The following is a 14,938-nucleotide window of genomic DNA, read 5'->3' as shown; positions in this document are numbered from 1 at the left end:
ATGACGAACGCAGAGCCAGCCGAAAATACGCCCGAAACCCCGCCGATCGACCTCACCGCCTATTGGAAAGCCGGCGCATCCTGGGAGGCTGAACTTTATCGCAAGGAACGCCGCTCGCGAAAGATCGCCTGGACGGTCGCCACCGCCGCCGGAATTTCCACGCTGCTCAGCCTGTCGGCGCTCAATCTCCTTGTGCCGCTGAAGCAGTTCGAGGCCGTGGTCGTAATCGCCGACAAGACCACCGGCTTCGTTGAGGTCGCCCGTTCCCTGGACGAAAGCAAGCTTTCCGAGAACGATGCCATCAAGACTGCCAACATCGTCCGCTATATCCGGGCGCGCGAGACCTACGACCCACGGGCGCTGAAGGACAATTACGATCTCGCCCAGCTCTATTCGACCGGGCAGGCCGCAGCCGACCTCCGCCATGACTTCGAGCCGTCGAACCCGCAGTCCAAGGACAAGGTGCTCGGGCGCAACACGCGCGTCGCCGTCACCATCAAGTCAGTTTCGTTCCTCAACGCCTCCACGGCGACTGTCCGATTCTCGACCGAGACCCGCCGCGACAACACCCTTCGCCGCGAGCACTGGGTCTCCGTGGTTCGCTTCCGCTATACGACGGCGCCTTTGAAGAACGAATATCGCTTCGACAATCCGCTCGGCTTCCAGGTCGTCGAATATAGGCGCGACCAAGAATCGCTGCCAGAGGTGCTGCCAGCGGACAGGGCGGCGCGATGATGCGGAAATCTCTTCTCGCCCTCGCGGCGCTCGCGCTTCTCGCCACGGCGACCAGCTCGTCCGCAGCCGATCCCCGTATCCGTTACATCACCTTCAACAACAATGCCGTGGTCACCGTGCCGGCCGGCCTCGGCGTCTCCACGATGATCCAGCTTGGCAGCTCCGAGGTGATCGAGACCATCTCCGCCGGCGATACAGCCAGCTGGTCGATCGTGCCGAAGAAGGGCTCCGGCATCCTCTTCGTGAAGCCCCTGCGCGAAAATGCCGAGACCAACGTCAACATCGTCACCAACCAGCGCGTCTATGCCTTGCTCCTGAAAGGCTCCGCTGCGGCCGACCTGCGCGCCGCCTTTCAGGTACGCTTCAAATATCCTGATGAAGACGTCAATGCCCGGCTGCTGGCCGCCGCGCAGGAGAGCGCCAAGGATCCATTGCTGAAGGACCTCGATCCGAACCGCCTGAACTACGATTATGTCTTCAAGGGAGACACCAGCCTGAAGCCGCGCGTCGCCTTCGATGACGGCACGCATATGTATCTGGAGTTCCCCGACGAAATCCCCGCAATCTTCGTCGTCGAAGGCAGGCGTCAGGAGTCGCTAGTCAATCTGCGCACGCAAGGCAAGTATGTCGTCGTCGACAAGATCGCGGCGCAGTTCACCCTGCGCGCCGGCGACAAATGGCTTTGCCTCTATAACCGGCAGGCCAATCGCCAATCCTTCGACCTCATCGAGGACGCCTACGGGCCGAAGCGCCTCGGCCACAAAGAGGAGCGCCAGCGTTGAGCAAGATCGACTTCGACCACCTCGATGGACAAAGCAGCGTGGCGAGCGATCGCAATGGCCGCCTCGGGAAGCTGGCCTTGCCGCTCCTCCTTGTCGCCGGCGTCGGCGTGCTTGCCTATGTCAACTGGCCCGCTGGACCGCAGAACCCGACTGTGACAGACGGAACCGGCGAGACCTTCGAGACCTCCAATTCCAGCATCCGCAATTTCCCCGATGAACCCGTCAAGCAGGCCGCCGATCCGAACCTCGTTCAGCTTCCTGTCGAGGAAAAGAAGCCAGTCGATCCCGCAACGGTCGACGTCAAGGTCAATGAGGGCGATGATCTTGAAAAGCTCCGCCAGATCGAGGAGGCGCGTCGCCGCGCTGAGGAAGAGCGTCTTCGAATGGAAGAAGCACGCCGGCGGGCCGAAGAGGAAGCACGGCTTGCCGAACTTGAGGCCAAACGCCGGGAGGACGAGGAAAAGGCACGGTGGGAGCGGCTGCGCTCCGAGCAGATCGTTCTTGACGGCTCGAACCGAGAGACACTTTCCGGCGACCAGGCGGTGACCATCGCCGACGATGGCCAACTCGTCGCTGTCCCCGGCGCGGAAAGCGACGCCAACAAGGCTTTCCTCGCCCAGTCGGAAAAGCAGACGGCCGGCATCGTGAAGGCGACCCGCTTCGACCGGACGGATGCGCTCATCGCCCAGGGCACCATGATCCGGGGTTTCCTCGAGACGGCGATCAATACCGATCTGCCCGGTATGGTGCGCGCCGTCGTGCGTGAGGACGTCCGCTCTCTTGATGGTGGCCGCATCCTCATTCCGAAGGGTTCGCGCCTGATTGGGGAATACAAGTCCGGGCTGGCGCGCGGCCAGAAGCGGATCTTCATCGTTTGGTCTCGCGTCATCCGCTCCGACGGAGTCTCTGTCGAGATCGCCTCTCCCGGAGCTGACCGCCTCGGCCGCGCCGGGCTCACCGGCGAAATCGACACGCATTTCTGGGAGCGGTTCGGTTCGGCGATCATGTTGTCGGTGATCGGCGGCGCGGCGGAATACGTCTCGTCTCTCGGCAACTCCACCACGGAAAGCGCCCGTTCCATATCGACGGTCGATCCGATCACCGGCGCGGTCACGACCATCACCACCGAGCCGAGCCGCACGGCCGCTGAAGCCCGCTCGATCGCCGCCGAAAAATCCTCGGCCATCCTCCAGGACATCGCCAACGAAGCCTTCAAGGAAAGCTCGAAGATCCCGCCGACGATCTATGTCGCCCAAGGCGAGTCCATCATCGTATTTCTGCGGCGCGATCTCGACTTCTCAGCCTTTTATGCCGATCCGGTCCGGCAGGAATTGATGCGGCTGAAGCGTGGCGGGCAAATACGCCGCGCCATCGATCCGACTCCCTATTATCCTGCTGCCCCGGTTTACAAATGAAGCAGTTCCCGTTTCTCGACAAAGCTCTGGAGCGGCTGAAGCCCTTTCTAACCGATGAGCGCGTCTCGGAAATCTCGGTGAATCGGCCCGGAGAATTGTTCATTGAGCGCCTCGGCGTCAGCGGAATGGAGCGTGTCGTCGACGCGCAGTTTTCCGTCGAATGGATCAGGACATTGAGCGAGCGCGTCGCAGGCTCCACCAACCAGGTCGTCAACGACGAACACCCGATCCTCTCAGCCTCGCTCCCGTCCGGCGAACGCTTCCAGTGCGTGCTGCCGCCGGCGGCGCCCGACGGCGGCGCGATTTCTATTCGCAAGCAAGTGTTTCATGACATCGGCTTGGAGGTCTATAAGAAGCGCGGCGCCTTCGAGAATACACGAGTCGGTCGGCAGCTCCGGCTTTCACCGGCCGAAGAGACTCTTGCCGCCATGATGCAGGGCGATATCGACGTCATGCTGTTTCTTCGGACCGCGGTGCGCTCGCGTGTATCCATTGCGGTCTCGGGTGGCACCTCCACCGGCAAATCGACCTTCCTCAATGCCCTGCTCAAGGAAATTCCCGACGAGGAGCGTATTGTCACGATCGAAGATACGCGTGAATTGAAACCCACCACCCCGAATACGGTCGCCTTGCTCGCATCAAAGGGTGATCAGGGCCGCGCCAAGGTGACGCCGCAACAGTTGCTGGAAGCGTCATTGCGCATGCGGCCGGACCGGGTGATGTTGGGAGAGCTTCGCGGCGAGGAAGCTTTCTCTTTCCTCCAGGCAATCAATACCGGACATCCGGGTTCCCTGACCACGGTTCATGCCAATTCTGCTCGCGACGCCTATGATCGCCTGGCGCTTATGGTCATGCAAAGTGGCGTAGCGCTGAGGAAGCGAGAAATCATCGACTACCTGAAGGAGGTCATACCTATCGTCGTCCAGCTGTATCGCTTTCCCGATGGGCGGCGCGTCGTCTCGGAAATCGTGTTCACCAAGGGGGATGTGCTGTGAACCCGGCAATCCTGCTGTTCGGCCTGGTTATTGCCGTGGCAATCGCGGCATTCGTTTCCTCTCTTGCCTATGCCGGTCTCTACTATGCCTTCGATAATTCGACCTGGATGTTCCGGGCGCTACAGGACGATCTGCTGGCATCCTATCGGGCGGCGCGCCTCGATCTCGCCGTTGGCGACTGGCAGCGGCCTGCGATCGCGGGCGCTACAGGCATGATCGCCGGCGTCGTAATTCTCATCGCCGCGATGACCGGCAAGAAAAAGTCGACAGATGCACGCTTCCTCAACACGCTGGAGGCCCGCGCTCTCGGGCTCACCCGCACGGGCGGCGTGTTCGTCGGCCGGATCGGAGGCCGCCTGGTCAAGGTGCCGGGCGGTTTCACGCAACGCGGCTCCGGCCGGCGCCGTTTCGTGAAACCCATGCTCTTCGGCGGCAAGAAGCTCTGGATCGATGGCGATGACGTTGGCGGCTTTGTGATCGGTCCGCCGCGATCGGGCAAGGGTGCCTCGCTGATCGTCCCAAATTGCCTTCTCTGGCCCGACAGCATTGTCGTGCTCGACATGCGCGGCGAAACCTACGAGGCAACAGCGGGTTATCGGTCGAAATTTTCGCGCGTGCTGCGGTTTTCGCCAGCGGATGAGAATGGCGACACCGAATGCTACAACCCGCTGGATTTCGTGGCCATCGATCCGGACCAGCGCGATATCGACATCAACTCGATTGCGACCGCTCTGCTTCCGACGCCCAAGGGTGATGCCTACTGGATCTCCGATGCCCGTGCGCTGTTCGCCGGTGTAACGTCCTGGGTGCTGGAGAATCCCGATATTCTCGACAAGGACAAGAATCTTGGGACCGTCCTCAATGTCGTCGAGGGTGGCGATCAGCCGCTCCGCGAATGGCTGGAGGAGGTTGCTAATCCCGAGCTTCGCGCCAAATGGATCAGCTCCTTCACCTATACCACCCTCGCCCGCTTCGCCGTCATGGCAAGCAAGCAGTTCGATGGGGTCTATGGCTCGCTTGCGGCAGCGGTGCGCCCCTTCAAGAACAACCGCATTTTGCGTGCAACTGCACGATCGACCTTCGACATCCGTGCGATGCGCCGCGAAAACATGAGCCTCTATCTGGATTTCCGTATTCAGCAGATCGCCTCGATCGGGCCGATCTTCAACGTGCTGATGGTCCAGTTCATGGATTACATGTCGCGCAACATGATGAAGCGCGGCGAGCGCCGCGTTCTTGTCCTGCTCGATGAATTCCAGAACCTCGGCAAATTGGAAAATGCCCTCACCGTTGCCACCGTCCTCGGCGGCTATGGCATTCCATGCTGGTTCTTCGTCCAGTCCCTGCGCTCGATCGACAATGTTTATACCCGTGAGGGCCGACAGACTCTCGTCAACTCTGCCCGCGCTCAAATCTTTCTCGGAGCGCAGGATCCGGAGGATCAGCGATATGTGTCGCAGCTCCTCGGCGAACGGAAGGAAGTCACGGTCGACAAGGCGATTTCGACTGGCGTGACCCTGTTCGACCGCAAGGGCGCGACAATGTCTCACAAGACCTCGATGCGTCCGCTCATGCGGCCCGACGAGCTGGGTGCGATGAACGAGACCCGGTGCATTATCAAGCTGCGAAACCAGCAGCCCATATTGGGCGTTCGCAATTTTTACTACGCTGATCGTGAATTGACGAAGCGGGCATGGTTGCGAGAGCGCATGCCGAATAGCGAGCAGAGTATCAATGGCATGACCGGCACTGCCAATGAAATTTTCGAGGCTGCTCCAACCTCTGATCAGCTCTTCCCAGCGCCTTCGATCGCCGGGGCAAAGTTTGTCGCGAGGAGTTCCGGAGCCGCGAACCTGCCACAGAGGAAATCGATGCCTACTCCAACTCTTGATGGTGCAAATGCTGCACGGGAAGGAGAGAGCTACGGCGACCATCCTGATGGTGATATTGGAGGCGACGGACCTGACTTTAAATCTGCAATGATGAAGAGCGCAGAACGACAGGCAGACGCTGAGAGGTCACTCGACAGGATATTGACCTTGTTCGACGACACGCCCGCAAAAAAACGGGCGGTCAAGAAAGTTCAAAAAGATATCGCATCGGCATTCTCCGACAAATAGATCGACATCACACACCGACGAACCGATAATGCGATGTTTAACATTCTATCTATTCTCATCGTAATGGCGTGCGACTGCTATATTCCAGTTAGTCAACGAATGTAGCTACCGCCATTGACATCAAGCGTTGCGCCGTTCAGCGAGTCCTGACCATAGCGCAGAACGAAGGCGACAAGATCCGCGATTTCTTTGGGTTCAGCTATGTCGCCGATAGGTATGTCTCCTATCGCTGCTTCCCTGCTTTGCGTGGCTAAGAAATGCTCGGCCATATCGGTCCGGACCAGACCGGGTGCGATGCACACCGCGGATGCGCCGTCCTGGCCGAAACTACGGGCAATTGACTTGGTGAGATTGATCATTGCTGCCTTTGCAGCACTGTAAGGCATCGAATCCGCAGCACCACCGCGCTGGCCAGCACGGCTGGCAATGTTCACGATGCGCCCACCGCCTTCGGTTTTGAAATGAAGGATTGCCTCCCTGCAAAGATCGGCCGCAGCGAAGAGATTGATTTGGAATTCCCTCTGCCACACGGCCCTCCAGTCAGCCGCCGAACTTTCTATGGAAATTTCTGAGCGGATTCCGGCATTGTTGACGAGGCCGTGAACACGACCTGCAAAATCAACCGATTTCCGCCAAAGCGCGAAAGCTCCCTCGGCTTCAGACAGGTCTGCTTGCACGATGAGACCATTGCCTCCAATCCTGGCCAGCAGATTCTGCGCTCTGCCCTCATCCTTTCCGTAGTGAATGATCGGTCTCGCACCTTCCAACGCGAGTCGCTCCACTACCGCTGCTCCGATCCCTCCCGAGGCACCAGTAACCAAGATCGTCTGCCCAAGCAAAGACTGGTCCATGTTCATATCCTTCGTTGATATTCGCCTTCGCAAATTGGTGATCGCACGCAAATCTCCAATGGAGTGAGACGCGACCACCATATTCTTGGTGGGATTCACTTTTTCGGCCAGGGTTTGGCTCACATGTTCGGATAGACCGGCCCCTCGCCGCCCTGCGGCGGCACCCAGTTGATGTTCTGGTTGGGGTCCTTGATGTCGCAGGTCTTGCAGTGCACGCAGTTCTGCGCGTTGATGACGTAGACCTGCTCACCGTCCTTCTCCACCCATTCGTAGACGCCCGCCGGACAGTAGCGGGTGGACGGGCCGGCATAGACGTCGAGCTCGGACGTCTTCTGCAGATCCGGGTTCTTGAGCTGGAGATGGATCGGCTGGTCCTCCTCGTGATTGGTGTTCGACAGGAACACCGACGACAGACGGTCGAAGGTCAGCACGCCATCCGGCTTGGGATAATCGATGCGCTTGTGCTTCGCCGCCGGTTCGAGGCTCTGCGCATCCGTCTTGCCGTGCTTCAGCGTGCCGAAGAAGGAGAAGCCGAGAAGCGTGTTCGTCCACATGTCGAGGCCGCCGAGCGCGACGCCGACGGCCGTGCCGAACTTCGACCAAAGCGGCTTGACGTTGCGCACCTTCCTGAGATCCGAGCCGATGGCGCTGTCGCGCCAGCCCTGCTCGATCTCGATCGGCTCGTCGTTGGCGCGGCCGGCCGCGATGGCATCGGCGAGCTTCTCTGCCGCGAGCATGCCGGACAGCACCGCATTGTGGCTGCCCTTGATGCGCGGCACGTTGACGAAGCCGGCCGAGCAGCCGATCAGCGCGCCGCCGGGGAAGGACAGCTTCGGCACCGACTGGTAGCCGCCCTCGGTGATGGCGCGCGCGCCGTAGGAGAGCCGCTTGCCGCCCTCGAAGGTGCCGCGGATCGCCGGATGCGTCTTGAAGCGCTGGAACTCCTCGAAAGGATAAAGATAGGGGTTCTTGTAATTGAGATGCACCACGAAGCCGACGGCGACCATGTTGTCTTCGAGATGGTAGAGGAAGGAACCGCCGCCGGTCTTCATGCCGAGCGGCCAGCCGAAGGAGTGCTGCACGAGGCCGGGACGGTGGTTCTCCGGCTTCACCTGCCAGAGCTCCTTCAGGCCGATGCCGAACTTTTGAGGCTCGCGGTCCTTCTGGAGATCGAACCTCGCGATGAGCTGCTTGGCGAGCGAGCCGCGCACGCCCTCGGAGATCAGCGTGTATTTTCCCAGCAGCGCCATGCCGCGGGTGTAGTTCGGGCCGGGCTCGCCATTGCGCTCGATGCCCATGTCGCCGGTGGCGACGCCGATCACCGCGCCCTCGTCGTTGTAGAGCACTTCAGTCGCGGCAAAGCCGGGATAGATCTCGACGCCGAGTTCTTCCGCCTTGGTCGCCAGCCACCGACAGACATTGCCGAGCGAGACGATGTAGTTGCCGTGATTGTTCATCAAGGGCGGCATGAAGGCATTCGGCAGGCGGACGGAGCCGGCGGGGCCGAGGAACAGGAAATGGTCGTCCGTCACCTCGGTCTTGAACGGATGGTCGCCATCCTCGCGCCAGTCGGGAAGCAGACGATCGATGCCGATCGGATCGACGACCGCGCCGGAGAGGATATGGGCACCGACTTCCGAGCCCTTTTCCAGCACCACCACCGTCAGGTCAGGATTGACCTGCTTCAGACGGATCGCCGCCGACAGGCCCGCCGGCCCTGCACCGACGATCACCACGTCGAATTCCATACTCTCGCGTTCGGGGAGTTCCGCCGTTTCGGTCATGTGAAAGCCGCCACGAATCCACGATCAAGGTCGTCGATCAGATCGTTCACATCCTCAAGTCCCACCTGGAGGCGGATGATCGACATCTCAAAATCAGGCCGTCGAACAATTCGGTCGGAGAGGCCGACCTGAACCGCAAGGCTCTCATAGCCACCATAGGAATAGCCAAGGCCAAAGATCTCCAATGCATTCAGGAAGCTCTTTGGATTTGCTCCACGCGGCAGGGCGAACGAGAAAAGGCTGGTAGAGCCGGAAAAGTCGCGTCGCCAAATTGCGTGACCAGGATTGCCTCCAAGAGCAGGGTGGTAGACCTGCTCGACTTTGGGGTGGCCTTCGAGCCAATTGGCAATGGCAAGCGTTGACTGCTGGTGCGTGTCGAGCCTTCGGCCCATCCCCCGCAAGCCGCGGAGGATTTGATATGCATCGTCAGACCCTACGCACATGCCGAGAACCATGTGCCCGCGATTGAGTTTCGGCCAGCATGCCTCGTTGGCGGAGACCGTTCCCATCAGAACGTCTGAATGTCCTCCAAAATACTTGGTTGCCGCATGGATTACGATATCCGCGCCGATGCCGATGGGCTTGAAAAAGAGGGGCGTCGCCCAGGTGTTGTCGATCATCGTGACGATAGCGCGTTCTTTGCACACCGCGACGATCGCCGGCACGTCCTGCATCTCAAAGGTGTTCGAGCCGGGCGTCTCCAAGAACACAACCTTCGTTTCCGGGCGAAACAGAGAGACGATATCTCCGGCGATCAACGGGTCGTAGTATTCGACCGCGACCCCCATTCGCGGCAGCACCTCGTTCGCAAACCGACGGGTCGGGCCATAGACGGAATCGGTGATAAGCACATGATCCCCCGCCGAGAGAAAGGTCAGAAGCGGGACAGAGATCGCGGCCAGTCCGGACGGCACCAAAACTGTTCCGGCAGCACCTTCGAGTTCCGTCAGCGCCGCACAAAGAGCATCAGTCGTCGGCGTGCCATGTGTTGCGTAGGTGTATTTCTGGTTCTCGCTTGCAAGCGTCTCGGCATCCGGAAACAGAACGGTGGAGGCGCGCACGATCGGCGGGTTGACGAAGCCATGAAATGACAGCGGATCATAGCCGGCGTGGCCAAGCTGCGTATTGGTTCCGATTTTCTTGCCCGAGTGCGACATTGAAATTCTCTTCCTGGGATATGGGGTTATCAGACGAGTTCGGAGGACATGCGAGCCAAGTCCTGCCAAAGACCCTCTGCAAGGCTGCGCCCGACGATAAGTTCGAATCCGCTGTCCTTCATGCGGGTAAGGTGAACGGAAACATGACCGATCAGCGTCACCGTGGAGTTCCCAATCGGAAATGCGGCGGCGTCGAAGTCGACCGCGCTTCCCTTTGCAAGGACGTCCTCGACGGCCGGTCCGGCAAGCGATAGGCGAACGCGCCCATGACTCTGGTCAACGGCATATCCTACCGCATGAATACTTGCTTCAAGACTGTCCAGTTCCTCCCGCGCCAAAGCAGTATTCCCGACGAGAAGCCACTCGCCCGGCGCGGCCGGTCGAACCTCGTACTCTTTGTCGGCCGTGAGGTCTGCCAGGAGCGGTGCGAGATCACCGGCTCCCTTTCGGGCTAGAATTTGAATGATCGACCCCTCCGGCAAAGCACGAAGATCGACTTGCTTCACGTTGATCGGTCTTAGACCAGCAAGGACGGCCCGATGTTTGATACCAGCCTCAGCCATGGAGTCTTTCACCTTCTGAATCGTAGAAGACCGGGCTGCAAAGCCGGCAGGGAGTGAATTCTTGCTGAAGGCTGTCGTAGGCGATCACCTCTTCCCCATGTCGAGCCGCCCCACGCTTGACCAAGGCCAACCCGATCTTGGAGCCGACATGCGGTGAGAACGCCGTCGAGGTCACATAGCCCTGATCGTTCTCCAGCGTCCACGACGCATTCTTTTCGAGGATGTGCGCGCCACTCCGGATTGTCGCTTGGTGATCAAGGGGAACGATCCCGACAAGTTGCGGCCGCTCCGGGTCACGGAGGCCCTCGCGCGCCAGCATGTGCTTGCCGATGAAATCCGCTTTGGAAGGCGAGACCATCTTGGCAAAGCCGAGATCAGCCGGAACGACTGTACCGTTAATCTCGCTATGGGTTACATGGCCTTTTTCGATCCTGAGCACGCTGAGCGCCTCGACCCCATAGGGTTGAAGGCCGTGGTTCTGGCCGGCGATCATCAGCGCATCGGCGACGCTCTCGCCGTAACCTGCGGGCACCGCAAGTTCATAGGCAAGTTCCCCTGAGAAGGAGATGCGGAACAGCCGCCCATGAAGTTGACCTTGGAAAAGTGATACCTCCCTAGCGCCGAGGAAAGGAAACGCCGCATTCGACAGGTCTTCATCAACGATCTGCTGCAGGATATTTCGTGACTGGGGTCCAGCAACCGCCATTTGCGCCCAATGGTCGGTAGACGACGAAAGATGAACGTCGAGATTCGGCCATAAAACCTGGGCGCAAAATTCGAGATGGTTCAGAACGCCTGCTGCATAGGCTGTCGTGGTGGTGATGAAGAAATGGTCTTCAGAGAACCGGCTGACGGTTCCGTCATCGTAGATCATACCGTCTTCGCGCAGCATGAGGCCGTAGCGCGCTTTCCCGATGGGCAGCTTGCGCATGCCATTCGAGTACACCCTGTCCAGAAACTCCGCCGCATCTGTTCCGAGGACCTCTATTTTGCCAAGCATGGAAACATCGCAAAGGCCGGCATTCGCCCGAACATTGGTTGCCTCTCGATCGACGCTCTCCCGCCAGGTCGTTTCGTAGTCACGCGGGAACCAGGCGGAGCGATACCATAGACCGGATTCTACAAACACGGCGCCGTGCTTTGCCGCCCAATCGTGGAGCGGCGACTTCCGGACCGGCTGGAAATGCTCCCCATGGTAGGAACCCGCTAGCGATCCGAAGGAGACAGGCGTATAGAACGGGCGAAATGTCGTTGTGCCGACCTCTCTAGGGGACACGCCGCGCGCGTCGGCAAGGAGACCGATCGCGTTCACATTCGACAGCTTGCCCTGATCTGTTGCCATCCCATTGGTCGTGTATCGCTTCGCGTGCTCGACATGGCCATAGCCTTCCTGGACCGCAAGACCGAGATCCCTGTGGTGAACGTCATTCTGAAAATCCACGAAGGCTTTACCGCGGATACGTGGAATCGACCACAAGGCGCGCGCCGGCGGGACAACAATATCATCCTCGATGGTGCCAAAATCCTGCTGCCCTACGCGAAAACCAAGATCGCCGACGAGACTCGCTGCCTTTGCAGCACCATCGTCCAGACATGCGGCGATCCCGGAAATAGCATCGCAAGAGCCCGCAACGACGAGCCCGCTCAATTCCGGTGCGAGGAATGCCGCATACTGATCAGACCAATCGGGCTTGCCGCCGCGGTGGCAGGCAAGGTGTATGATTGGGCTAAAACCTCCAGCCATTGCCAAGGCATCGACCTTCAGGTTTTCTCTCCGATTGCCGTTCCAGATATCGACTGAAGATAACCTCTTGCCGCCGTGAGCGTCCGAAACCACCGCACCGCGGATGACCCGGAATTCACCGGAATATGGCGGGTTCGCGTCACTTCGGCTGTCGATAACGGCAACAACCGGTTGCCCCCTCGCTTCGAGATCGCGCGCGAGAGCATAGCCGCTATCATTCGTCGTGAAGATCGCAGTTCGAGTACCCGGTGCAACAGCAAAGCGATTCAAATAGGTTCGCATTGCCGTCGCCATCATGACGCCTGGAATGTCATTCCCGCCGAAGACGAGTGGGCGCTCCTCCGAGCCGCTGGCCAAGAGCGCCTTCTTGGCAACGATGCGCCAGAGCCTTTCCGCGAGCCGGCCGGCATCGGCAACACTATCCCCCCTTTGGACGCGCTCCACCGCGCCGAAAACGTTACCATCATACCAACCGAATACGGTCGTACTGGCCAGCACCCGCGCATTGGGGAAGGAGTTCAGCTCGCCCACGGCTTGCCGCACGAATTCCGGAGCTGACACGCCGCCAATCGTTGCGGTTTCCGAAAGAAACGAGCCGCCAATCATTGCCTGCTCATCGACGAGCACAACGCGCGCACCTGATCGCGCGGCAGTCAAGGCCGCCGCTATTCCGGTGGGACCACCGCCGATCACCAAAAGATCGCAATGCGTCCAGGTCTTTTCAAAGCGATCTGGATCCGCTTTGCCCGACGCTTTTCCGAGACCCGCGGCTGTCCGGATCAGCGGCTCGTAGACCATTTCCCAGAACCACGACGGCCGCATGAAGGTCTTGTAGTAGAAACCGGCCCCCAGGAAGGGAGAGAGCAGGCCGTTCACCGCGCCAAAGTCGAATTCAAGGGAGGGCCACCGGTTCTGGCTGGAGGCTTCCAGACCGGCGTACAGCATCTGCGTCGTGGCCCGCGTATTGGGCTCAGAGCGCCCGCCGCGGCCTACCGTAACCAGCGCGTTCGGCTCGGAGGCACCGGCTGTTAGGATGCCGCGTGGACGATGATATTTGAAGCTGCGACCGACAAGTTGACGACCGTTGGCCAGAAGCGCCGATGCCAACGTGTCACCGGCAAAGCCATGCATCGACTTACCGTCGAAGGTGAATGCTAGTGGTGCGGCACGGTCGATGAGACCGCCGGCCGGTAGACGATGGGTGCTCATCGAGGGTATTCTCCTTCGAGCGTAGCATCCCGGCTCGCCTCAATTTCATGGGTTGCAGTGTCGCGGGTGACGATCAGCCAGCGGCGGCATCCGGCTGTATGGTGCCAAAACTCGTCATGACGGCCGCGGGGATTCGTGCGCAAATAGACATACTCGAACCACGCTTCCGGACCGGCCAGCGTTTCTGGGCGTGGAAGGGCCGCCCCCTTCACCGTGAACTCTTCCTTTGGGCGGCCGCCGCAATGTGGGCAGGGAATAAGACTTGCCATTCGTTCAATCCAGATCGGCAGGGGTTAGTGCAGGTTCGGTTGTGCGCCGCTTCCGGTTTCATCAATCAGATAACCGCGCTCGAAGCGGTCGAGACGAAATGCCGATGCGGTCGCATGCGATGTCCCGCGAGCGAGCAAGTGGGCGAAGCAATAGCCGGATGCCGGCGTCGCCTTGAATCCGCCGTAGCACCAGCCCGCGTTGAGATAGAGATTTTCGATTGGCGCGCGATCGATGATGGGCGAACCGTCCATGGACATATCCATGATACCCCCCCAGGACCGAAGAATACGAACGCGCGAAAGCGAAGGGATCATCGTCTTCGCCGCCTCGGCGACATGCTCGACGGTCGCCAGATTGCCGCGCTGAGCATAGGAATTGTAACCATCAATGTCGCCGCCGAAGACCAGGCCACCCTTATCTGATTGCGATATGTAGAAATGCCCCATTCCAAACGATACGACGCAGTCGATGAAGGGTTTCAGTCCCTCTGACACGAACGCCTGCAACACATGGCTTTCGATCGGAAGCTTGAGGCCGGCCATCTCCGCAAGCCTTGACGAATTGCCGGCCGTGGCCAATGCCAGCTTGCCGCAGCCAATGAAGCCGCGGCTGGTCTCAACGCCAATGACTTTTCCGCCCTGGCGGCGTATTCCGTTGACCTCGCAGTTCTGGATGATATCGACGCCGCGGCTGTCGGCGCCGCGGGCATAGCCCCAGGCGACGGCATCGTGGCGAACCGTGCCGCCACGGCCCTGAAGGAACCCGCCCAGAATAGGAAAACGCGTGTTGTTGAAGCCCAGGTACGGTGCCATTGCCTTCACTGCATCGAGATCGAGCAACATTGCATCGACGCCATGGAGGTGCATGGCGTTTCCCTTCCGAATGAAGGCGTCGCGCTGGCCGTCCGTATGAAAGAGATTGAGCACGCCGCGTTGGGAAACCATGGCGTTGAAATTGAGTTCCCGCTCCAGCCCTTCCCAGAGTTTCAACGAGAATTCGTAGAAAGGATTATTTCCCGGAAGCAGATAGTTCGAGCGGATGATGGTCGTGTTGCGTCCGACATTGCCGGACCCAATGTAGCTCTTTTCCAATACAGCTATGTTCGAGAGCCCGAATTCCTTTGCGAGATAGTAGGCCGTCGCAAGTCCGTGACCACCGCCTCCGACAATGATGACATCATAATGCGGCTTCGGTTCGGGGCTGCGCCAGGCTGGCTTCCACCATCTGTTACCGAAGAGGCCGTTCGCAAAAATGGAGAGGGCGGAGTAGCGCATAGAAGGGTCCCGAATATGCTGCGGGGAAATGCAGCGCAT

The 14,938-nt window shown here is 59.8% G+C and carries 12 protein-coding genes; 5 read left to right on the top strand and 7 right to left on the bottom strand.

What is annotated here, in order from left to right; genetic code table 11:
- From L0976_RS26115 to L0976_RS26095, 5 genes are read left to right on the top strand one after another with little or no spacing between them, the layout of a single operon-like run.
- The gene (locus L0976_RS26115; protein WP_234189833.1) at positions 1-735 is read left to right on the top strand and encodes a virB8 family protein; all 735 of its coding nucleotides are present in this window, start codon (positions 1-3) and stop codon (positions 733-735) included.
- Positions 732-1,517 (top strand): TrbG/VirB9 family P-type conjugative transfer protein, encoded by a 786-nt coding sequence (locus L0976_RS26110; protein ID WP_234189832.1) that lies wholly within the window; start codon positions 732-734, stop codon positions 1,515-1,517. Before L0976_RS26115 ends, L0976_RS26110 begins: the two co-directional genes overlap by 4 nt.
- Entirely contained in the window at positions 1,514-2,932 is a 1,419-nt protein-coding gene (virB10, locus tag L0976_RS26105; RefSeq protein WP_234189831.1) for a type IV secretion system protein VirB10, read from the top strand. Before L0976_RS26110 ends, virB10 begins: the two co-directional genes overlap by 4 nt.
- Entirely contained in the window at positions 2,929-3,927 is a 999-nt protein-coding gene (gene virB11 / locus L0976_RS26100) for a P-type DNA transfer ATPase VirB11 (RefSeq protein ID WP_234189830.1), read from the top strand. The genes virB10 and virB11 overlap by 4 nt, the downstream gene beginning before the upstream one ends.
- The gene (locus tag L0976_RS26095; protein ID WP_234189829.1) at positions 3,924-6,047 is read left to right on the top strand and encodes a type IV secretory system conjugative DNA transfer family protein; all 2,124 of its coding nucleotides are present in this window, start codon (positions 3,924-3,926) and stop codon (positions 6,045-6,047) included. The genes virB11 and L0976_RS26095 overlap by 4 nt, the downstream gene beginning before the upstream one ends.
- A 92-nt stretch (positions 6,048-6,139) precedes the next feature.
- On the opposite strand, the gene L0976_RS26090 is transcribed toward L0976_RS26095, so the two are convergent.
- From L0976_RS26090 to L0976_RS26060, 7 genes are all read right to left on the bottom strand, one after another.
- The gene (locus L0976_RS26090) at positions 6,140-6,904 is read right to left on the bottom strand and encodes an SDR family NAD(P)-dependent oxidoreductase (protein ID WP_234189858.1); all 765 of its coding nucleotides are present in this window, start codon (positions 6,902-6,904) and stop codon (positions 6,140-6,142) included.
- Between the two features lie 113 nt (positions 6,905-7,017).
- A complete protein-coding gene (locus tag L0976_RS26085; protein WP_234189828.1) occupies positions 7,018-8,682 on the bottom strand; it encodes an electron transfer flavoprotein-ubiquinone oxidoreductase in 1,665 nt (554 codons plus the stop codon).
- Positions 8,679-9,839, bottom strand: coding sequence for a cystathionine beta-lyase (gene metC / locus L0976_RS26080; protein WP_234189827.1), 1,161 nt, complete (start codon positions 9,837-9,839; stop codon positions 8,679-8,681). Before metC ends, L0976_RS26085 begins: the two co-directional genes overlap by 4 nt.
- Positions 9,840-9,868: 29 nt before the next feature.
- Positions 9,869-10,402 (bottom strand): sarcosine oxidase subunit gamma family protein, encoded by a 534-nt coding sequence (locus L0976_RS26075; protein WP_234189826.1) that lies wholly within the window; start codon positions 10,400-10,402, stop codon positions 9,869-9,871.
- On the bottom strand, positions 10,395-13,355 hold the full coding sequence (locus L0976_RS26070) for a sarcosine oxidase subunit alpha family protein (protein ID WP_234189825.1): 2,961 nt from the start codon (positions 13,353-13,355) through the stop codon (positions 10,395-10,397). Before L0976_RS26070 ends, L0976_RS26075 begins: the two co-directional genes overlap by 8 nt.
- Positions 13,352-13,624: a sarcosine oxidase subunit delta gene (locus tag L0976_RS26065; RefSeq protein ID WP_234189824.1), complete on the bottom strand. Its 273-nt coding sequence runs from the start codon at positions 13,622-13,624 to the stop codon at positions 13,352-13,354. The genes L0976_RS26070 and L0976_RS26065 overlap by 4 nt, the downstream gene beginning before the upstream one ends.
- 24 nt (positions 13,625-13,648) lie before the next feature.
- Complete coding sequence (locus tag L0976_RS26060) at positions 13,649-14,899, bottom strand: sarcosine oxidase subunit beta family protein (protein ID WP_234189823.1); 1,251 nt, start codon at positions 14,897-14,899, stop codon at positions 13,649-13,651.
- Positions 14,900-14,938 lie beyond the last annotated feature (39 nt).

Source organism: Shinella sp. NM-101 (assembly GCF_021401195.1).
Classification (GTDB): Bacteria; Pseudomonadota; Alphaproteobacteria; order Rhizobiales; family Rhizobiaceae; genus Shinella.
Note: the sequence above shows the minus strand (reverse complement) of the source record. Positions and strands in the feature narration are given on the sequence as shown.